We start from the raw sequence: 20,535 nt of genomic DNA on the forward strand, positions 1-20,535 counted from the left end.
ACGCTGAAATCCTCGACCCAGAGCGACACCGGCGAGTGATCGAACAAGCCCTTGGCGTAGTTCTCACTGAGCGCCGCGCGACGCATCGCCGTCTCGCGCTCCGTCACATCCTCCACGGCAACCAGAACCCGATCCCAGGTGTCTTCGTGGCCCGGCAGGATGCTGCCGCTGAGCTGGATGTCGAGCCGTTCGCCCGTCAGGGCATAGTTGACCGTCTTGCTGAAAAATTCCGGCTTGCCGTCCCACAACTGCTCGAGTTCCAGGATGTGGGTCTCGAGCATGTCGTCGCGAAAGATCTTGTCGAGATTTTGGACGAGCTCGGCGAGGTCCGCGGCGCCGAGCAGTCGGAGCGTTTTGGCGTTGACCTTGATGACTCGAATGCAGGCCGAACACGTCGTGACCCGCTCGGGCCGCTCCTTGAGATAGTCACGCAGCGAGACGACACCCTGCTGCTTCCAAGTGTCGAACAAGGTCTTGAGCGCACTGTAGTCTTCCAGCCAGAGCGAGACCGGCGCCAGATCGAACATTGTTGCGTCGTCGCCTGACGGGATATTGCCGGTGTTCTGCTCGTACAGGCTGCTCATAGGACGCCCAGAAGTTGCGACGCTGCGTCATGGGACCCAGCGTCGAACGAAGAATATTGTGTCTTATTCACTTTCGCGACTTAGCATTGAAAAGAACGGAGAATGCATGTCATTTTTTAAATGACGTTGCAGAAAAGCAGCGCCTCGCGCGTGCGCCAAAACGCCGGTGGCGTGATACATCGCGCAAAGTTTATTCGTACACGACCGACGCCGCCGGCACATCCAACGTCCAGACGACGCCGTCCGCCGCGAACTCGGTTCCGGATTTCCCGTTGAGCGCCTGTCCGGCGATCTTGTCCATCACGATGTGACCGAACCCTTTGCGGGTGGGTGCGACGACCGCCGGCCCATGCGTCTCGCGCCAGGTCATGGTCAGGCGGCGCGGCCCGATTCCCGTGTCGTCGATCTGCCAGGCGACGGTGACCTGTCCCGCCTGGCTCGATAAAGCGCCATATTTGGCGGCATTGGTCGAGAGTTCATGGAGCGCGATTCCGATGTTCTGCGCCGCCTCCGGGCGGATGATGATGTCGATGCCGTCCAGGATGATGCGGCTCTGGAACAGATCCTCGTAGTGCCGCAACTGCGACCGGATGAGGTCGACGAGCGAGGCTCCCTTCCAATCGAGAGACGACAGCAGGTCGTGAGAGCCTGCGAGACCACCTAGCCGATTGCTGAACCGTTTGACGAATTCCTCCGGCGACACGTCCTTGCTGAGCGACTGCCGCGCCATCGCCTGGATCACCGCCAGCAGGTTCTTGGAGCGATGCGTGAGTTCGCGCATGAGAAAGCGGACGTGATCCTCCCGGCGTTTTTGCGGGGCGATGTCGCGCATGATGAGCGAGGCGCCGATCACGGCGGCGTTCGACCCGCGCATCGGGGCGCTGTTGACGGAGACGTCGACCGATGCGCCGCTCCTGGTCGTCTGGCGGGTCTCGAAGACGGAGGACTCGCCGAGGATCAGCTTTCGCCGTTGATCGAGGCGGGTCGCCTCGTCGTCGTAGACCAGCACGTCATCGAGCGGACGGCCGATCATCTCCGCCGTGGTGAAGCCGAACAGGCGTTCGGCTCCGGTATTCCAGGTGGTGACCACATTGGCCAGATCGACGCTGACGATCGCATCGATCGAGGACGCCACGATCGACGCAAGCTGCGCATTGACCCTGTCCGATTCCTTGCGCTCGGTGATATCGAAGCTGAGCGAGATCATCCGCTCGACGAAGCCGCTGACACCGTGAAAGTAGCGGCCGCGGGACGAGACCCATCGCACCTCGCCATCCCGGCGGATGATGCGAAACTCCCATTCGAAACGGCGCGCAGTCTGGTTCTTCAATGCCAGGTTCCCGAGCAACGCGCTCATGTCTTCGGGATGGATACGCTCGAGGAGAGCCGACGAGGCAAACGGCTCACCATCCATGCGCGGCGGCAGGTCAAACAGCTCGGCGAACACGGCGGAATGGACGAAACTGTTGGTAAGAATGTCCCAGTCGAGAATCGCGAGCCCGGCCGACTCCTGCGCCAGTTCCAGCCGGCGCTCGCTGTCCTTGAGCCGCCTCTCGGCCTGATGCAGCCGCAGGAGCGAACCCACGAGCGTGAGCAGTTCGCGCGCGTCGATGGGATCGGCAAGAAACGCGTCGATGCACGCGGCCACCGCAGGTGTCGGCAGGCCGGACTGGGCGGCTGCATCGATCTGGACAACGAAAACGTCGGGATAGGCGTCCTTGATCGTCTGGCACCAGGCAGAGGCCTGCGCGCCGACCGTATCCAGAATGACCAGCCGTGGGGTCCCCGCAATGTCTGCGGCGAGTTGGTCAACCGACGCCGCCTCGATCAAGGTATAGCCGGCGCCCGACAACAATGACGCCCGGCTCGAGCGTCCGGCGTGATCTGGGCCAACGATCAGAAGCTCAGCCGACGGACTCACATCCAGCCCTCAAGAGCATTTGCCACAAAAGTCGCAGACTTTTGCGATCGGGAAAACGCTCTCCCGTTTTGAGGAGAGAACGATTTCTGATCGCTTTGGTAAGTCGACCACAGCGGTACGCGCTCTCGACCGCCCGCGCCCTGCGGATACCGCTGCCAACTGGGGCTTGAACGGAACGGTGTCATGCTGACGGCCCAGGGCGATGCGAGGATATGGCCGGACGTCACGGCACAAGGCTCATCGTGTCAACTTACTACAAAGTATCGATTCGCTCGAAAGGCGAGGAATTTCAGATCTTCAACCCGCATTGGCGTGGATGCCGCCGAGTTAAAAGGTCGCGGGTCGCCAGCGCGCGGCGCCCTGCAAATCGATTATAACAAATAGCGTCTCTGGATGCCGACATGACTGAGCCGACCAAACTCACCGTCTTTTACGATGGTTCGTGCCCCCTCTGCATTCGCGAGATCGGCCTGTACCAGAGTTTGAAAGGCGCAGACGCGATCGCCTTCATCGACATCAGCCATAGTGAGCATGCGATCGTCGCGCCCGGCCTGTCGAAGGACGCCGCGATGCGTCGCTTCCATGTGATGCGGCCCGACGGACGGATCTCGAGCGGGGGGCCGGCCTTCGCTCATCTCTGGGCGGCGCTTCCTGGCTTGAGCTGGCTCGGTCGGCTGTTCCTGATCAAACCGATGCCCTGCGTCCTCGACGCCGCCTATACCGTCTTCCTGCCGATGCGGCCGTCGGTGCAACGTCTGGCAAGACGGCTGGTCAAGCGACCGTGACGCCCTTCCAGAACGCGATCCGCCCCTTGATGTTCGCCGCCGCCGACTTCGGGTCGGCATAGTACCAAGCGGCGTCCTTGTTCTCCGCCCCGTTGGCGACCACCGTGTGATAGTTGGCGGTGCCCTTCCAGGGACAGCCCGAGGTCGTCGCACTCGGCTTCAGCACGCCAGGCTTGACGGAATCGGGCGGGAAATAATGATTGTTCTCGACGACCACCGTGTCTTCGGACTCGGCGATGACGGTATCGTTCCAGACGGCAGTGACCATGAACGCGCTCCCAGTGATGCTTGGAAGATGGGGCGTCAGTCCGTCATCACCAGGGCCCAGAAGGTTTTGAACCGGGTGCCCGGCGCATCGGCCGCAGCGATTCCCATGCGCCGCATCGGCCCATAGAGCAGATTGGCGTTATGCGGGGCTGACCGCTGCCAACCAGCGAGCGCCGCATCGGCCGTCGCATAGCCGGCGGACACGTTCTCGACGGCATAGCCCTTGGCATGATGCGCGGCGTTGAGCCGGTGGTCGAGATTGCCGGCGACCTCGTGGCTGAGATGGTTGGCACCCGCCATCGCGTCCGCCTGTGCCTGCGCGATCAAGATCAGCGCCGGGTCGAGCGTCACCGGCGCAAGGTTGTGGGCCTCGCGATAGGCCGAGATGCGGTGGCTCACTTCGACCGGATCGAGCTTGACCACCTCGGTCGGAATGAGCGGCTCCGGCGTCGGAGCGCTGCCGCAGCCGGCCTGCCAGAGCGTGAGCGCGGCGATGACGGCGCAGGCCGCGGACCGACGGGACGACAGAAAAGATGCAGATCGCATGATGGGATGACGTCTCGCGTTAAGCCGAGGCTGCCGTTTTCCGCGGCCGGGGTTCTTCCGAGTCGCTGCGTGAGCCAACCCCATGCAGGATCGTCTCGAGTCTGTCGAGACCATCGATCTTGATCGCCAGCGGGTCGGGTGCCGGGCCGTTGAAGAAGCCGCGCTCCTTGAACTGCTTGTGGATCTCGAAATAGAGATCGCTCTTGGTCCGCACCATGGATTCGACATCCGCCACGAAGCAGTAGAGGTCGAAGGTCATCGCCGACGCCGTCAGATTGATGAAGCGCACCTGCGGGCTCGGTAGCGACAGAATCGCGTCGTTGTCGCGCGCGATGTCGATGAGGGCGGTGCGCACCTCCTCCGGATCCGCGGTCCCGTCGACAGTCAGCTCGATCATCAGCCGCCCGACGCGATCCGTCCGCATCAGATTCTTCACGATGCCGCTGACGAGGTTGGAGTTCGGAATGATCACCGCGGCGCGGTCGAACGTCTCGATCTCGGTCGAGCGCACGTTGATGCGCCGGACGTAGCCCTGGTCCGACCCTACCACAATCCAGTCGCCGACCCGCACCGCCCGCTCCCACAGAAGGATCAGGCCGGAGACGAAATTGTTAACGATGGATTGCAGGCCGAACCCGATACCCACCGACAGCGCGCCGGCGACGATCGCCAATTTCTGGAAATCGACGCCGAGGTTGGCGGCGGCCACCGCAAGGGCGAGGATGAAACCGAGGTAACCGAGGCTCGTCTTGATCGAGTTCTGCAGGCCGGCGTCGAGCCGCGTATGCGGAAGATATTGGTTCTCCAGCCAGCCCTGGATGCCGCGCGTCGCCGCGATGACGATCAGGAAGGTAAGCGCTGCAAAGGCGATGCCGGCCAGCGACACGGTGAAGTCGCCGACTTTGAAGCCGAAGAAAATGGCGTAGAGGTTGCCGGGAATATCCGTCGACTGAAGGCCCCATGGCACCATGATGGTCAGGGCCGCAACGGCGATCAGGACCAGCCGCAGCATCCCGGCCAGAAGGATCGCAAGCTGCTCCAGTCCCTCGCGCCGCAACCCGACGGTGTAGATCAAGGTGCGGCCGAACAGGGAGCCGGGCTCCAGACCCAGGGTGCAGGCGTCTTCGACCAGCGTTGCGGCAAGGAAGAACACGGCGCCCGTGGCGCCGATCAGCACGATCTGCTCGACCAAAAAACTGCCGAAGGCGACATAGCCGATGAGTACCGACACGGTGATGGCGAGGATGACCGTCCAGGCTACGCCGCGGATCAGCCCATACCAGTCGCGCCGCGCCGTACTTTTCGCCGCGCCCGACGTGTCGGCCTGCGGATCATCGCCGAGATTGAGCAGTGCCGCACTCATCGCGGCCGCCACCAAAAGCGCGCCGACGCCGCGCGCCGCCACCGAGAACGGCAGCGAGGCGCCGATGACCTCGTTCAGCGCCTCGATGATGCGCGTGCCGGACAGGATGATCGCCACCGCGATGATGATGCGGATCAGCTTGTCGCAGGTCTTGTCGTCGAGATTGACGAGCCGCCAGTTCGGATGGTCGGGCGAAAGGATGCCGCGCGCCAGTCCGGCCGCCAGCGCGACACGGATGACGCCGCCCTGGATCGCCGAGAACAGCGGGAGCAGCCGGGTATCCGGGCTGGAGAAGAAGGAAAACGCGAAAGCGACGCAGTACATCAGCGCGATGAGCAGGGCCGAGACGCTGATGCTGACCCAGCACGCCGCGATGATCTTCTGCCAATCGTTGGGGTGCTCGATCTTGCGTTCGGCGTGGAGCACGCGCCGCGCCAGTCGCGTCAGCGGCCAGTACAGCAGCAGGATGACGAGCACGATGGCCCAGAAGACGACCAGCTTGATGCCGGTGAGATTGGCGTTGAAGCCGGATGCCCAGTCATCGAAGGCCGCCGTCACGCGGCCGATATTGGCGGGCGTGTCCTGGATGACGCCCAGCCACAGTGGCGGACTGACGATGCTCGTCTCGCGCTGAAACAGGTTGTGGTTGAACTCGGCGCGCTGGCGGGCGCCGAGATAGTGATCATCCTGCTCCGCCTTGACGGCCAGGAGCTTCGCCCGTTTCAGCAGCTCGCTGGTACCGTCGAACTGCGCCTGCGCGTCGGTGCGATCCTTGGTGACCTCGGCGCTCTCCGGCGGCGCCTTGGTGTCGGGCTTGGGGCCGAGCTGGTCGAGGCGCGCCTGTAACGCCTTGAGACGCGGCGTCATACGATCGACGATCGTCTGGCTTTCGGTCACGATCGGCCCGACCTGTTGGCGCATCTCGTCGAGCGCCGCCTGATTCGGCTTGCTGTTCTCGAGCGACTTTTCCATGTTGCCAAGCTGGGCGCTCAGCTGGTCGACCTTCGCCGCAAGTGCTTCCTGGGTCGCGCTGACCGGCGCCTTGCCTTGTGTCACCGTCTGCGCGTTCGTCATGGCAGGCATCAAGGCGGTGAGGCCGAGGGCAAGGCAGAGAATCGCGACACACGAGCGGGTGGTTTTCATCATCAAACGATCAGTCTCGGCGGGCAGCAGGTGAGCTGACGAAGCGGCGGATGCTTCGCGGTTCGCGGGCAAGAAGCGTCAACAATCGGGTTTTGTTGCGACGCGGGATGAAATTGGCCGTCCCCTCGACGGCGCAAGCAATGTCCCGGCAAGACAAGATCCGGCAAATTCACGCATTCAGTCCTGCACCGGCGGATAGGCATGCGCTCCCCCGCGAAAGTCGGTGATGCTCTCACCGTCCCACGCATCCGGCCCGAGCGGCGCCTTGCCATAGCCGCCGGGGATGTCGAGCACATAGGTCGGCTGGCAGAGCCCCGACAGCGTCCCCCGCAGCGCCTGCATCAGCGCTTGTCCCTTCGCGATCGATACGCGGAAATGCGCGGTGCCGCGGGCGAGATCGGGATGGTGCAGGTAGTACGGCTTGATCCGCAGCTCGACGAAGCCGCGCATCAGCGCGGCGAGGGTCGCGACATCGTCGTTGACCCCTTTCAGCAGCACGCTCTGGCTGACCAGGACGAAGCCGGCATCGCTGAGCCTGGCGCAGGCGTCGCGAGTCGCTGCGGTGAATTCGCGCGGATGATTGGCGTGGATGGCGACGTAGACGGTCTTTCCCGAGCCCTTTAACGCCTCGACCAGGGCCGAGGTGATACGGCCGGGATCGACCACCGGCACGCGGGTATGCACGCGCAGAATGCGGACGTGGTCGATGGCGGCGAGCCGGGCGGCGACGTCGGCGAGCCGGCGCGGCGAAGCGGCAAAGGGGTCGCCGCCAGTGAGAATCACCTCCCAGATTTCGGGACGCGCCGCGATGTAGGCCATCGCCGCATCGAGCGCCGCCGACGACAGCGCGTTGGCCTGCCCCGGCCCGACCGTTTCGCGGCGAAAGCAGAACCGGCAGTACACCGCGCAGACCTGCAGCAGCTTGAGCAGCACGCGATCGGGATAACGGTGGACGACCCCTTCGCACGGGCTGTGCGCGGCGTCGCCGATCGGATCGAATCGCTCTTCGGGCGCGACCTCGAGTTCGCGGCGATCGGGCAGGAACTGCTTCGCGATCGGGTCTGCTACATCGGCAGGGTCGATCAGCGCCGCCATCTCCGGCGTCACCGCGATGGCATAGCGCGCGCCCACCGCTTTGGCCGCAGGCATGTGCGCCGGCCCGATCAGGCCGGCCGCTGCCAGGTCTTCGGCGCTGCGTAACATGACGGCCGTCATATCACCGGCTCCGCCACGGGCGCCCAAAGGACCTCCTCGATGCGTCGGGCGCCCGTGGCGAGCATGACGAGCCGGTCGAAGCCGAGCGCGATACCGCAGGCCTCGGGCATCAGCGCCAGGGCAGCGAGAAAATCCTCGTCGAGGGGGTAGCGCTTGGCGTAGATGCGCTGGCGCTCCGCCTCGGCGTGTTCAAAGCGCCGGCGCTGCTCGGCAGGGTCGCGCAGCTCGCCAAACGCGTTGGCGAGCTCGACGCCGCAGGCATAGAGCTCGAAGCGTTCGGCAAAGCGCTCGTCGTCCGGGCAAAGCCGCGCCAACGCCGCCTCGCTGGCGGGATAGCGGGTCAGCACGGTAGCCTGGCCGATCCCCAGCTTGGGCTCGATGGCAAAACTGATGATCTTGGAGAACAGGTCGGACCACGTATCGTCCGCTGCGACCCGCAGGCCAAGCGCCTGCGTCGCCGCGGCAAGGCGCGCAAAACCGTCAGGTTCGCTCGGGAGCATGGCGGCCAGATCGATGCCGGCATGGCGCCCGAAGGCCTCGGTCACCGTAAGGATTTCCGGCGCGAAGCGCGGATCGGCCACGGCGTCGCGATGTTGAAACAGCCTTGCCGAGGTTGCCTCCGCCGCAACCCGCAGGATCGCCGCGCAGTCTTCGACCAGCCGATCGAGCGGCGTGTCGGCGCGATACCACTCCAGCATCGTGAACTCGGGGTGATGCAGCCGACCCCGCTCGCCGTTGCGAAACACCGGGGCAAAGGTGAACAGCCGCGGCACGCCGGCGGCCAGCAGCTTCTTGCAGGTGAATTCGGGCGAGGTGTGCAGATACATCGGCGACGACCGGCCATCGGGTCCGACGAGCGCCGTCTCGAAGGCGCCGATATGCGTTTCGTTGCCCGGCGAGACCTGGAGGATCGGCGTGTCAACCTCGACGAAGCCATCCCGATCGAAGTGCGCGCGCAGCGCCGCCTTGATCGCATTACGCTGCTGCAAAGCAAGCATCCGGTCGGCAAATCCGTGCGGTTGCCACCAGGGCGGGGCTTCATCCATCTTTATTTCACTTGAAAAGCGGGGGGGAAGGCGGCTAGCGAAGAGCGCACCGCCAGGAGCCTGCGCCGCGCCCACCGTGATCCTACGTGGGGCCGAGCACCCGGCCGCCATTTCCGACCAAGGACAGTTTCGTGAAAGTCATCGCCAGTTCGATCCGTAAAGGCAACATTTTAGAGCGTGACGACGGTCAGCTCTACGTCGTTCTGACGGCCGAAAGCTTTCATCCCGGCAAAGGCACCCCGACCACCCAGATCGATATGCGTCGCCTTTCCGATGGCGTGAAGACCACCGATCGCTACAAGACGACCGAGCAGGTCGAGCGCGCCTACGTCGAGGATTCGAACTTCAGCTACCTCTACAAGGACGCCGAGGGCTACACCTTCATGAACGGCGAGACCTACGACCAGATCGTCATCTCGGACGACGTGCTGGGCGACCAGGCCGCCTATCTGCAGGAAGGGATGATCTGCGTCGTCTCGATGTTCAATGAGATTGCGGTCGGCATTCAATTGCCGGCGCGCGTGACCCTGGAGATCGTCGACACCGAGCCGGCCATGAAGGGCCAGACCGCGTCCTCATCCTACAAGCCGGCTAAGTTGTCGAATGGGGCTCGTGTCATGGTGCCCCCGCATATTGCGATCGGGACCCGCATCGTCGTTCAGACGGACGACGGCTCCTATGTCGAGCGCGCCAAAGATTGAGGCCGTCATATCATTCGCGTCGTCCCGGCGGGACGGCGCGAATCAGGTCAACGAGCGATCTTGCGATCGATCTCACGCAGCAGGGCGTCGATGGCATCGGACGAGTCGCGCGGCACTTCGAACATCGTTTCGAGCTTGCGCCCGATCAACGAGCACGACTTTACGCCGTGGTGGAAGCCCGCCATTGAGGGGCTTTCGAGCCGTGCAGCTTGTGCTGAAGCTTTCATGCCGTACCCATCCTGATTCAAAACACGTCGCGTCATACACTCACCAGGTTCTTGAAGTGGCCGACACGAACCATTTACCGTCGGCGACAAGGGGCTCACCAAGTCGTCGACCTAGAACTCTCGTCTTGTCGTAAAACCATAAAATGACACGTTTGTTCCGCAATCGACCCTAGTTTATTCCTCGTTAAAACATTGTGTTGAATCCGAACCATCCCCTGGAAAATCCCAGAACTGCTATAGGCGTGATGTTTCGGCCACCGACCGTGCCAGCAGCCGCAAATGGCCGCCCTAAACTGTCTAGCTGAGAACAAGGGATCTGTTCGGCCCGACTCGATCAGCCCAGCAGATCGATCAACGCCGGAATGAGCGGTGCGTCAGCCGGCGGCATCGGCAATTCGAGTAGATCCACCGGAAACGTCCAGCGCAACGCCTGGCCTTCGCAGGACCGTGCGACCCCGCTCCAGCGCCGACAGATATACAGCGGCATCAGCAGATGCATGTCGGGATAGGCATGGCTGGCAAAGGTCAACGGCGCGAGACAGGCCTCCTCGACCTCGATGCCGATCTCTTCCCGAAGCTCGCGGATCAACGCCGCTTCCGGACGCTCGCCCGTCTCGATCTTGCCGCCGGGAAACTCCCAAAGGCCGGCAAGCGACCGCCCCTCGGGCCGCTGGGTGACCAGAACGCGTCCGTCGATATCGACCAGCGCCGCGGCGACGACGAGGAGCAGGCGGGTCAAGAGCGATAGTCGCCGTTGATCGCGATGTACTCCTTGGTGAGATCGCAGGTCCAGACCGTCGCGGCGCCCTTGCCGATGCCGAGCTCGACGCGGATCGGCACGTGGGGCTCGCGCATCAACGCCGAGACCTGCGCCTCGTCGTAGGCGGGGTCGCGCAGGCCCTTGTGGGCGACGCGGACGCCGCCGAACCAGATCGCCAGCTTGTCGCGCTCGGCCTTTTCGCCGGCCTTGCCGACCGCCATGACGACACGGCCCCAATTGGCATCCTCGCCAGCCACGGCGGTCTTGACCAGCGGCGAGTTGGCGATGGAAAGCGCGATGCGCTTCGCCGCCTTGACGCTGTCGGCGCCTTCCACCGTGATCTCGATGAATTTGCGCGCGCCTTCGCCATCCCTGACGACCTGCTGCGCCAGATCGAGCAACAGGCCATCGAGCGCGGCCTTGAAACCCTTGAGCCGGCGATCGGTCGCCTTGGCGATTTTCGGCGCCCCCCGCTTGGCGGCGGCGCCGGTGGCGAACAGCATCAACGTGTCCGACGTCGACGTGTCGCTATCCACGGTGATGGCGTTGAAGCTGCTTTTGACGCCCTTGCTCAGCATCGCCTGCAGGGCGGCGGCGGCGATCGGGGCGTCGGTGAAGACGAAGGACAGCATGGTCGCCATGTCCGGGGCAATCATCCCGGCGCCTTTGGCGATCCCGGTGATGGTGACCGGGACACCGTCGATCTCCGCCGTGGCGGTCGCCAGCTTCGGGAAGGTATCCGTGGTCATGATCGCCTGCGCCGCGTCGAGGATGCGGTCGGGCGTCGCCTCGGCCATCAGCGTCTCGAAAACGCCGGTGAACTTGCTGGCATCGAGCGGCTCGCCGATGACGCCCGTCGACGCGATGAAGATCTCTTTCGACGACGCGCCGGTGGCGGTGGCGGCCAGCTTGGCCGTCAGCGCCGCGGCATCGGCACCGACTTTGCCGGTAAAAGCGTTGGCGTTGCCGGAATTGACCACCAGGGCGCGCGCCTTGCCGCCGCCGAGCCGGGCGCGGCACCAGTCGACGGGTGCCGAGGGGCACTTGGAGGTCGTGAAGACGCCGGCGACCTGGGTGCCCTTGTCGAACAGGGCAAGAAGGACATCGGTGCGGCCCTTGTAGCGGATGCCGGCGGACCCCGTCGCGAAGCGCACGCCGTCTACAGGCGGCATCTCCGGAGGAGCGCTCGGAGCGAGAGGCGACACCGCGACCATGATATTCCCGATCCTTCAATCAACCACACGCCGCCCGATGTGCGGGAGGGAGGCCGGTGCGTCAAGACGGTTTAGGCGTGTTCCGCCATCAGGCGGGATCTTGGGGCCACTGCTCGATGGCATCGCCGACGGCAATAGCCGCCCGCGGATTCCTATGCTCCAGATAATCCAGCTGGCTTCGGCGGTCGCGTGCGGCGATCGGCAACCATTCGACCTTTACGTCGATCGCTTGCCTGCGCGTTCCAAGATCTCGGCACGCTCACGCCGCCAGGTTTCGCCGATATCTTCGTGAGGAATGCGCTTGACGTCCAAGTCATCGGCTTCGCGAAGCGCCTTTTCGACCTCGGCCCGAAACCAAGCGTCGTGCTCTCGGCCATCGCGCTGCTGTCTTACGAACGCCTGCATGAAGTCGCGCACGAGGTCTGAGGCCGGTCGCTTCGCGGCATCAGCCTCGATGAGAAATTGCTCCCGAAGCTCCGCGTCGAGTTCGAGCGTAAACGACGTTTCCTTTGACATGCTTCCTTCGCCATGGAGGAGCCACGACACATCTTTTCAGATCGCAAGCGGCCGCGCAAACCCGACCTGAGGCATGATCACGGTTTTGCAGGCTCGGAGGAAACCGACGCAGCGGGCGAACCAGCCGGCACAGACACGGTGGGCGCCTGTGGCGCGACTGCCGCCTGCGGCGCGGCCGGCGCGACCATCGCCGTCGCCGGCTTGGCCACCACAACCGGCGAAATCCTCGTCATCGGCTTTGGCGGCTTCGGCGGGTTCAGCTCGCTCGGATCCATGCCAGGCCGGATCACGTGATAAAGCTGAAAGTTCTCGCCTTCGTAGACGCTCTTCAGCTTGTCCGGCATCGGGTTGTCGCTGTCGTCGTCGGTGAACAGCACGTAGATGTAGTCGTACTTGTTGATCCAGTCGTGCCAGTACCCGGAATCGTCGGGGCTGCGGCCGACCGCGTCGAGCACCAGCTGATCGATCGTCGGCGGCACGCCGTCCTCGGTATCCACCATCTTCCGGTAGTCCGGTCGGACATGCATGATCTGCTTGCCCTTGGTGGTGAACGCCGTGGTGATCAGCGACGACCGCTCCAGGATCGCCAATGTCGCGGCATGGACGAGACCGAGGTGCTCGACCTCGTTCGGCATGTTGGAATCCGTGTAGGCCACCAGGATCTTCGATCCCTTCGCCACCTTACGCAGCGACTCTTTCATCTCGAGCGTTTCGGTCGAGGAATTGGCCCAGGCGATGTCGACCTCGGCCACCCGGGCGCCGAGCAGCGCCATGGTCCCGAGCAGGAACAGCCTGCGGATGAATTCCTGGCGCAACTCGACCCGGAAGCAGGCTACCACCATGAAGATGATGGCGATCGGCAGGCGCTGGTCGGCGAGGTAGCTGGCGAACAGCACGCGCGGCATCGCCATGTAGATGATGCCGCCGACGATGAGCAGCGGCATGAGGAAGGGATGCACCCGCAGGATCTTGTGACGTGCCGCCCAGGCGCCGGCGAGAACGACGGTCACGGTCAGGACCACCGCCACGATGTCGGAATAGGTCTCGACCGCATAGATCAGACCGTCGATCTTGCCGAGCGAATCCCATTCCCAGGCCGTCGCATTGCCCCAGGTCGAACTGCGGACCAGGAGCAGCAATGCCGGGATGAACGGGATGCCAGCGCAGACAAACTTTAAGGCGCGTAGTGGCAGGCTCGAGCGGTCGACGGAGACCACGAACCAGATCTCGAACGCCATCAGGCCGAGGCCATACACGCCGAGCGTGAACAGGTGGCAGAGGAACAGCAGGATCGCGAAGAGGGCCGAGATTACGTAGCGATAGGGCCACGGGCGTTCGCGCAATGCGATCCAGGCGGCAAGTCCCCAGAGGGCGAGGCCGATGCCGCAGAAGTAGTTCATGACGCCGACGAGAAAGATGTAGTTGTAGAGCAGCGGAAATGCGATCAGCGGCAGCACCGACCAGCGCTTGAACAGAGCGCGGTTGAGGGCGAACGTGCCGGACATGATCAGCACGAAAATCCCGATCGTGAACAGCTGGCACGCGAGATAGACGTTCACGTAGCGCGCGATCTGCGGGACGATCAGATCCATCATAAGGTTCGGGAGCAACTCCCAGTCGATTTCGTAGAACTTCGCCAGATTGGCGTTCTTGCCGGCGTCCGCGATGACGTACATCCGCGAGACGTGATTGGCGTAATCTTCGAGCGGCGGCAACGGGTGCGTCAGCAGCGGGATGATCGAGATCAGAAGGAACACCAGGAACACGGCAACGCCCTGCACCGCCCTCCACTCGGCGCGGATCACCGGGGCGGCCACAGAAACTGTCTTCGTTCCGACAAGAGCGTCAGCCGTCATCATCAATCCCGTTGCGGAGCGCGCGAGGGTGCAGCAAGGCGCAGCCGTCGCGATGGAGTCGGCACGATCCGCCGAGGTTTGTTGGGGTCGGATATCACGTCGATTAGACCGTTGCTATTGGCGCATGTAGATCACGGCCGCATTGTTTCGCCTCGACTGACGACGTCGTTAATCCACCGTTCACAATGCTGAATCAACTGCGGGTCGGCTGGCCACCATCGGTCTTGCCGTGTCCAACCTGAACGCAGGCCCATGAACGGCAGATGAGCGTTCCGGCGCGTGTAACCACGCCAGGCGAGATGGCGCAGGCGAATTGTTCGCTAAGCGATCTTTCGATCGGGAACAATGGCTAAGCTCGCGTCGTTTCACCAACCATCTCCGGGGCGGGCCGCGCATGCACCGCTGGCTTTATCTGGAACGCACATATGAAACTCTTCTCCTGCCAGTCCTGCTCCCAGATCCTGTTTTTCGAAAATACCCGGTGCGAACGCTGTCAGCATGCGCTGGGCTACTGGCCCGACGACAACGTACTGTCGGCGCTCGAGCCGGACGGTGATGCCTGGATCGCTCTCGGCGTGAACAACAACCGGTTCCGGCTCTGCGCGAACGCGGCCCACGACGTCTGCAACTGGCTGGTGCCGACGGATTCGACGACCGGCATGTGCGCCGCCTGTTCCCACAATCGGGTCATCCCGGAGCTCAACAGCCCGGATCACCGTCTCGCCTGGCGCAAGATCGAGGTGGCGAAGCACCGCCTGTTCTACACCTTGTTCCGGCTCAACCTGGCGCAGACCCAGAACATGTTGTTTGCCGCCGAACCGCTCGTCTTCAAGTTCATGGACGATGTGCCGAACGCTCAGCACAAGGTGATGACCGGGCACGAAGACGGCGTCATCACCATCGCGCTGAGCGAAGCCGACGATGCCGAGCGCGAGCAACGCCGCAAGGCGATGGGCGAACCCTATCGCACTCTGCTCGGCCATTTTCGCCACGAAGTGGGGCACTACTTCTGGGATCGCCTGGTCCGCGACGGCAACAAGCTGAACGAGTGCCGGGCAATCTTCGGTGACGACACGCTGGACTATCAGGAAGCGCTGAAGACGCACTACGCGAAGGGGCCACCACTGGATTGGCAGACCCATTTCGTTTCGGCCTATGCCACCTGCCACCCCTGGGAGGATTTCGCCGAAACCTGGGCACACTATCTGCACATCATCGACACGCTCGAGATGGCACGGGCCTTCAACCTGCAGCTGTCACCCGCCATCGACAAGGACGGCGAGTTCAGCGTCGATCAAAGCGTCGATCCCTATGCGGCGCCGACGATGCAACCGCTCATCGACAACTGGCTTCCCGTCACGACGGCCTTGAACACGATGAGCAAAACGATGGGCAAGGAGGACCTTTACCCCTTCGTCCTGTCGCCCGCGGTGGTGCAGAAGCTCGATTTCATCCACACCCTGGTCCATTCCTCGGCCGACCGGATGCCGGAGCCAGCCCTGGCGTCGTGACGCCGGGCTTGCCGAGGCTCACAGTTCGAGGCCGAGGAACGAGAAGCGCCTGCTTTTGCGGGGATGGCCATCCTTGTCGAACAGGCCCCAGTCCTGCGCGATCCGCAGGCTCGACCAGAGACCCGCGGCGAGGAAGAAGGGCCCCAACGCCCCGTCGTCAGCTTGGCCCAAGCCTTCGATCGGCGTGCCGTGCGCCATGCCGGGGACGCTATAGTCGAGGACCCGAACCTTTCCGGATGTGTCGCGCCACTGCCGCCGCGTGATGTCGCCGATCCGCTCCTCCTCCGGCGCCGTCACAAGGCCGTGGACGTCGGTCCATTGCTTGATGATCTCGCCGGCGTTGATCGGCTTCACCGTACTGTCGGCGGTTCCATGCCAGACGGCCACCGCGGGCCAAGGGCCCGTATGGTCGGACGCCCCACGCACCAGGTCGCCCCAGCTTTTCGCCGCCTTGAGCCGACCCGAATACATGCTTTCCAGCGCCTCGCTCGTCGTCGACGCTGCGCCGAAAGGCAGACCGGCGAGGATCGCCCCGGCCTTGAATGTTTCGGGATAGGTGGCAAGCATCGCGCCGGCCATGGCACCGCCGGCCGACAGGCCACAGATGAAGACACGGCGCTGATCGATGCCATGTTTTGCGATCGCGGCCGTGATCATCTCATGAATAGACGCGACCTCGCCGCTCCCGCGCTCCGTATCGCCGCCGACGAACCAGTTGAAACAGCCATGGGCGTTGTTGCTTCTGCGCTGCTCCGGATAGAGCAGGACGAAGCCACCGCGTTCCGCCAGTTTCGACCAGCCTGCCCCCTTGTCGTAGCCTTCGGCCGTCTGCGTGCAGCCGTGCAGGACGACAACCAGAGCCGGGTTCTTTGCCAGTTTCTCGGGCACATAGGTGAGCATGCGCAGCGCGCCCGGATTGGTCCCGAACGCAACCGTTTCATGCAGCCCGTCGGATCGTCGCGCTCCGGACACCTGATCGGGCAGCGCGCCATCAAGACGCGGGGCCTCGGCGGTGTTGAAGAAACTATCCATGCTCTATCCTCGTTGAGGCGCGGACCATACGTTTGTGCAGCGCACTAAACAATGGTGCAATGCACAACTAGGGCCGCAGCGAAAAGTTCGGCGCCGCTGGGCACGGCTTGGTACAAACGCATGAGGATGGAGGGTCGATATGCCGATCTTGCAACGCTGGGATGATGTGGAGGCTGTGGTTGCCGGTCCAACGGTATCGAAGAAGATCGCACCCGGGGTCGGCGCGGCGCTCGTACGGTTGGAGATCAAAGCGGGGACCTCGGCGAGCCGGCATACGCATCCGTTCGAACAGTTCGTCCAGGTCATCTCCGGCGGAGGCATCCTGGATACGGAAGACGGGAGCGAGCGCTTTTCCGCGGGCAGCCTGTTTCATTTTACGCCGGGAACGTGGCACGCGGCGCATTTCGACGAGGATACGGTCCTCGTCGAAACCAATCTTGCGGTCGGCGCGATTTGACGCCCTGCCTAGTGCAGGTCGGCCGGGACCTTGCCGCCGTTCTCGGTGAACTTCTGCATGACTTCCTTGTGCAGCCAGATGTTCATCGTGGCTGAGTCATTGGTGTCGCCGGTATAATGCAGCTCGCCCGCGAGTTCTTTTCGCGCGGACAGACTGGAATCAAGGCCAAGCAGCTTCATCAGGTCGACAATGGACTTGCGCCAATCAAGATCCTGGCCGCTCTTGTCTTCCATGCCGTCGAGCACGGCAGCCACGTCCACAGGAGCGGCGCTGGATGTCGGGGCAGCCGGCGTTGCGCTGTCCGGAGCCGGTGGCGTGGCGTCCGCAGGGGCCGAAGGGTCGGCCGATGGTGCCGGCGCGCCAGCGGACGCGCTCGGCGCTGCCGCCTGATGGTGATCGCCGAAGACTTTCGACAAGATTGTCCCGAAAATGCTCATGATGCCCTCGCTTCAGACCGCTTCATCGCGGCCGCGCCGACCAACGCGCCGGCTGCGGAAAGGTGCGGAGCGGAACCGATATTCCCGAACAGCCGAGTGTCTACGACGATCGTCTTACGCCGTTGCGGCACCCGACCGCCGTCGGTGCGGATCCGTGCCTGACGACAATCCGCTCGGCGCGTCGGCTAGGGCCACGACGTTGCGCCCCTGCGCTTTCGCGGCGTAGAGCGCGCGATCCGCAGCTTCGATCAGCATGCGGGGTTCGTCATCCCCGCCCGGATGCCGGCACGCGACACCGATGCTCACCGTCACGCGATGAAACGGGCTCTTGAGATGCGGGATATTCAAAGCCAGAACGCGCGTGCGAATCGCTTCCGCGACGACCGTCGCGCCGCTGAGGCCGGTTGTCGGCAGGAGCACCGCGAATTCTTCACCGCCGTAGCGGGCCGCAAGGTCGCCCGGGCGGGAAATCGATGCCTTGATCGCGCCGGCAACCGCACGCAACGCGGCATCGCCCCCGAGGTGGCCGTTGGCGTCGTTGAAGGCCTTGAACAGATCGCAGTCGATCATCAGCAGCGAGAGGTCAGCCTCCGAACGGACGCTGCGACGCCATTCGATGATCAGCACCTCGTCGAACCGCCGGCGGTTCGCCACCTCGGTCAAGGCATCCGTCGCGGCGAGTTGACCGAGCGCAACCTCCGCTGCCGTGCGGTTGCGGAGTTCTTTGCGAAGACTTGTCCCAAGCACCACGATAAGGCCGCTCAGGAGCAGGAAAGCGACCGCTAAGCCCGCGACGCGCGCCTGCAGCTCGCCAAGGAACCGATCGACGGACAGGCCGACGCTTTGCACGATAGGGAGGGAGCCGACCTGACGATAAACGAAGAGGCGGCGGATGCCGTCGAAGCTCGAGTCTCGCGTGAATTCGCCCGACCAAGTGCCCTGACGCTTAAACTCCGTGGCGGAGCCCGCCTCCTGCCCGATCACCGCAGCGTCGAACGGGGAGCGAACGATGACGTTTCCGCGTCTGTCGAATAAAGTGACCGAACTGTCAGGCGGCAGGCGAACATCTCGAAACAACGACAGTATGTAGCTCAGTCGGACGGTGCCGACGACAACGCCGGCAAAGCTCCCGTCGGCATTGTTCACGCGTCGACTCAGCCCGATCGACCATTCCTGCGCATAAATGCGGCTTTGAAACGGGTGGCTGACGAAGAGCTCGTCTTTGGTCTGCTCATCGCGGTGAACGCTGAAATAATCCCTGTCGGCCAGATTCACGGCGCTGGGATGGTCAGACCGCGAGTCCATGGTTATCGCGCCCTTGGGATCGATAACCAGTATGGAGCCCAAGCCAGACGCCATGGCCGATGAATCGAAAAGCACGGCCCGCCTGAGGTCTTCGGGCAGAGCCATTATCTTCGGGTCGTCCAACCCTTTGACGACCGCTTTCAACGAGAGATCATAAAGTTCGATGTTTCGCGCTATGTCGCGCTCGAGCAAGATCGTGATGTTGTTCGCGACGAGCGAGGCAGCGATCCACTGACCGCGATAGGCGTCGTAGGAGATGCCGGCAAAGATCGCCCAGATCGCCACGAGACTGAGGATCACCAGGGCGGTAAACAGGCGGCCGAAATGTCCTAAAATCTTCTTTTGCATGCGCTTTCGCAATTGCCGCAGCGTCCTGGTGCCGAAACCTTGGCGACAATCGGCCCAGAGCGTTAAAATTTTGATGGCAATACAGAAGCGTTGCTGTGGTTTCTATTTACCTGTGACCAACAGGATCTTGCCGAGATGCGACGAAGATTCCATCATTTCATGGGCTTGACGCGCCGCACTGAGCGGAAACGTTGCATGGATGATCGGCTTGACCGTACCCGTATCGAGCAACGGCCAGATCTTCTCCCTGAGACCGCGCGCCACGGCGGCCTTCTGCTCGAGGGTGCGCGCCCGCAGGGTCGAGCCGGTGAGAACGAGCCGCCGCATCATCACGTTGCGAAAGTCGAGCTTTTCGATGATGCCGGACTGCAGGAACGCGATCTGCACCAGGCGGGCCTCCATCGCCATGATCGCAATGTTGCGCTGGAGATAGGTGCCGCCCACCATGTCGAGGATCAGGTTGACGCCGGACTTCTTGGTGATCGCCTTGATGACGTCGACGAAGTCGTCGGTCTTGTAGTCGATCGCGTGATCGGCGCCGAGCGTCCGGCAGAAGGCGCATTTCGACGCCGACCCGGCGGTCGTAAAAACTTCCGCGCCGAAGGCATGCGCCAGTTGGATCGCCGTCGAGCCGATGCCGCTCGAACCACCATGGACGAGGAATTTTTCGCCGGCCTTCAGGCCACCGCGCAAAAACACGTTGTCGAAGACGGTGAAGTAGTTCTCCGGCAAACCGCCGGCATCCTGAAGGCTGACAGCGCTCGGAACCGGTAGGCAGAGCGGCGCCGCGGCCACGGCATATTCGGCATAGCCGCCGGAGCCGAGCAGTGCGCAGACTTCGTCGCCGATCTCGAGCGTGTCGACGCCTTCGCCCAGCGCCACGATCCGGCCGGAGACTTCGAGCCCCGGGATGTCGCTTTCGCCAGGCGGCGGGGCATAGCCGCCGCCGCGCTGGATGACGTCGGGCCGGTTGACGCCGGCCGCCACGACTTCGATCAGCACCGTGCCGGCGCCAGGCGTCGGGACCGGCGCTTCACCCACGCGAATGACGTCGGCACCGCCGGCGCCGTCGAAATGGATCTGCTTCATCATCGTGGGCAAGGTCATTACGGGTTCTCTGAAGTTCGCGCCTTCTCCTTAAGCGAGAGAAGGCGGCCCGACGCCGTCGGACCGGTGCATTTCTGATAGCAAGGTGTCGTGGCAAGGACGAGCCGCAGAGCGGTGCCGATGCTGCCAGCGCACGCCTCTGGCGGATTAAACCTGCTGCGTAAACGTGTTGCGCAGAGTTCCGATCCCGGCGA

The 20,535-nt window shown here is 63.4% G+C and carries 19 protein-coding genes and 1 pseudogene; 4 read left to right on the top strand and 16 right to left on the bottom strand.

Annotated elements, in window-relative coordinates; translation table 11 throughout:
- Positions 1 to 584, bottom strand: a pseudogene (locus GSQ79_RS29715) (PAS domain-containing protein); the annotation flags it as partial.
- Positions 585 to 774: 190 nt separating this feature from the next.
- The gene (locus GSQ79_RS20405; RefSeq protein ID WP_158810516.1) at positions 775 to 2,436 is read right to left on the bottom strand and encodes a PAS domain S-box protein; all 1,662 of its coding nucleotides are present in this window, start codon (positions 2,434 to 2,436) and stop codon (positions 775 to 777) included.
- Positions 2,437 to 2,906: 470 nt separating this feature from the next.
- Here GSQ79_RS20405 and GSQ79_RS20410 point away from each other — a divergent pair, with 470 nt between their 5' ends.
- On the top strand, positions 2,907 to 3,290 hold the full coding sequence (locus GSQ79_RS20410; RefSeq protein WP_158810517.1) for a thiol-disulfide oxidoreductase DCC family protein: 384 nt from the start codon (positions 2,907 to 2,909) through the stop codon (positions 3,288 to 3,290).
- On the opposite strand, the gene GSQ79_RS20415 is transcribed toward GSQ79_RS20410, so the two are convergent.
- From GSQ79_RS20415 to epmA, 5 genes are all read right to left on the bottom strand, one after another.
- A complete protein-coding gene (locus GSQ79_RS20415) occupies positions 3,277 to 3,558 on the bottom strand; it encodes a DUF427 domain-containing protein (RefSeq protein WP_158810519.1) in 282 nt (93 codons plus the stop codon). The genes GSQ79_RS20410 and GSQ79_RS20415 overlap by 14 nt on opposite strands.
- Positions 3,559 to 3,593: 35 nt before the next feature.
- Positions 3,594 to 4,103: a CAP domain-containing protein gene (locus GSQ79_RS20420; RefSeq protein ID WP_158810521.1), complete on the bottom strand. Its 510-nt coding sequence runs from the start codon at positions 4,101 to 4,103 to the stop codon at positions 3,594 to 3,596.
- Between the two features lie 19 nt (positions 4,104 to 4,122).
- Positions 4,123 to 6,612 (bottom strand): DUF3772 domain-containing protein, encoded by a 2,490-nt coding sequence (locus GSQ79_RS20425; RefSeq protein WP_158810523.1) that lies wholly within the window; start codon positions 6,610 to 6,612, stop codon positions 4,123 to 4,125.
- A gap of 174 nt (positions 6,613 to 6,786) precedes the next feature.
- Positions 6,787 to 7,824, bottom strand: coding sequence for a lysine-2,3-aminomutase-like protein (locus tag GSQ79_RS20430; protein WP_158810525.1), 1,038 nt, complete (start codon positions 7,822 to 7,824; stop codon positions 6,787 to 6,789).
- Positions 7,821 to 8,870 carry an EF-P lysine aminoacylase EpmA gene (gene epmA, locus GSQ79_RS20435; RefSeq protein WP_158810526.1) on the bottom strand — a complete coding sequence of 350 codons (1,050 nt, stop codon included), beginning with the start codon at positions 8,868 to 8,870 and terminating at the stop codon, positions 7,821 to 7,823. Before epmA ends, GSQ79_RS20430 begins: the two co-directional genes overlap by 4 nt.
- Positions 8,871 to 9,001: 131 nt before the next feature.
- Here epmA and efp point away from each other — a divergent pair, with 131 nt between their 5' ends.
- Positions 9,002 to 9,571: an elongation factor P gene (gene efp, locus GSQ79_RS20440; RefSeq protein ID WP_158810528.1), complete on the top strand. Its 570-nt coding sequence runs from the start codon at positions 9,002 to 9,004 to the stop codon at positions 9,569 to 9,571.
- Positions 9,572 to 9,618: 47 nt separating this feature from the next.
- Here efp and GSQ79_RS20445 read toward each other — a convergent pair whose 3' ends face one another.
- From GSQ79_RS20445 to GSQ79_RS20465, 5 genes are all read right to left on the bottom strand, one after another.
- Positions 9,619 to 9,798, bottom strand: coding sequence for a hypothetical protein (locus GSQ79_RS20445; protein WP_158810530.1), 180 nt, complete (start codon positions 9,796 to 9,798; stop codon positions 9,619 to 9,621).
- A gap of 334 nt (positions 9,799 to 10,132) precedes the next feature.
- Entirely contained in the window at positions 10,133 to 10,537 is a 405-nt protein-coding gene (mutT, locus tag GSQ79_RS20450) for an 8-oxo-dGTP diphosphatase MutT (protein WP_158810532.1), read from the bottom strand.
- Positions 10,534 to 11,772 (bottom strand): bifunctional glutamate N-acetyltransferase/amino-acid acetyltransferase ArgJ, encoded by a 1,239-nt coding sequence (gene argJ / locus GSQ79_RS20455; RefSeq protein WP_158810534.1) that lies wholly within the window; start codon positions 11,770 to 11,772, stop codon positions 10,534 to 10,536. The genes mutT and argJ overlap by 4 nt, the downstream gene beginning before the upstream one ends.
- Before the next feature lie 216 nt (positions 11,773 to 11,988).
- Positions 11,989 to 12,288 (bottom strand): antitoxin of toxin-antitoxin stability system, encoded by a 300-nt coding sequence (locus tag GSQ79_RS20460; RefSeq protein ID WP_158810536.1) that lies wholly within the window; start codon positions 12,286 to 12,288, stop codon positions 11,989 to 11,991.
- Between the two features lie 77 nt (positions 12,289 to 12,365).
- A complete protein-coding gene (locus GSQ79_RS20465) occupies positions 12,366 to 14,144 on the bottom strand; it encodes a hypothetical protein (protein ID WP_158810538.1) in 1,779 nt (592 codons plus the stop codon).
- A 425-nt stretch (positions 14,145 to 14,569) separates the two neighbouring features.
- Here GSQ79_RS20465 and GSQ79_RS20470 point away from each other — a divergent pair, with 425 nt between their 5' ends.
- Positions 14,570 to 15,655: a putative zinc-binding metallopeptidase gene (locus GSQ79_RS20470; protein ID WP_158810540.1), complete on the top strand. Its 1,086-nt coding sequence runs from the start codon at positions 14,570 to 14,572 to the stop codon at positions 15,653 to 15,655.
- 18 nt (positions 15,656 to 15,673) lie between these two features.
- On the opposite strand, the gene GSQ79_RS20475 is transcribed toward GSQ79_RS20470, so the two are convergent.
- The gene (locus GSQ79_RS20475) at positions 15,674 to 16,687 is read right to left on the bottom strand and encodes a PHB depolymerase family esterase (RefSeq protein ID WP_158810541.1); all 1,014 of its coding nucleotides are present in this window, start codon (positions 16,685 to 16,687) and stop codon (positions 15,674 to 15,676) included.
- 139 nt (positions 16,688 to 16,826) lie between these two features.
- Between GSQ79_RS20475 and GSQ79_RS20480 the strand changes: the two genes are divergently transcribed.
- Positions 16,827 to 17,144 carry a cupin domain-containing protein gene (locus tag GSQ79_RS20480; protein WP_158810543.1) on the top strand — a complete coding sequence of 106 codons (318 nt, stop codon included), beginning with the start codon at positions 16,827 to 16,829 and terminating at the stop codon, positions 17,142 to 17,144.
- 8 nt (positions 17,145 to 17,152) lie between these two features.
- Here the strand turns inward: GSQ79_RS20480 and GSQ79_RS20485 are convergent, their stop codons facing one another.
- The 3 genes from GSQ79_RS20485 to GSQ79_RS20495 form a co-directional block, all read right to left on the bottom strand.
- On the bottom strand, positions 17,153 to 17,581 hold the full coding sequence (locus GSQ79_RS20485) for a DUF3597 domain-containing protein (protein WP_158810545.1): 429 nt from the start codon (positions 17,579 to 17,581) through the stop codon (positions 17,153 to 17,155).
- A gap of 114 nt (positions 17,582 to 17,695) precedes the next feature.
- Positions 17,696 to 19,234 (bottom strand): sensor domain-containing diguanylate cyclase, encoded by a 1,539-nt coding sequence (locus GSQ79_RS20490; protein ID WP_158810547.1) that lies wholly within the window; start codon positions 19,232 to 19,234, stop codon positions 17,696 to 17,698.
- A 102-nt stretch (positions 19,235 to 19,336) separates the two neighbouring features.
- Positions 19,337 to 20,341 carry an NAD(P)H-quinone oxidoreductase gene (locus tag GSQ79_RS20495; RefSeq protein ID WP_246725468.1) on the bottom strand — a complete coding sequence of 335 codons (1,005 nt, stop codon included), beginning with the start codon at positions 20,339 to 20,341 and terminating at the stop codon, positions 19,337 to 19,339.
- Positions 20,342 to 20,535: the final 194 nt, after the last annotated feature.

It is taken from the genome of Beijerinckia sp. L45 (assembly GCF_009765775.1).
In the GTDB taxonomy this organism is placed as follows: Bacteria; Pseudomonadota; Alphaproteobacteria; order Rhizobiales; family Beijerinckiaceae; genus RH-AL1.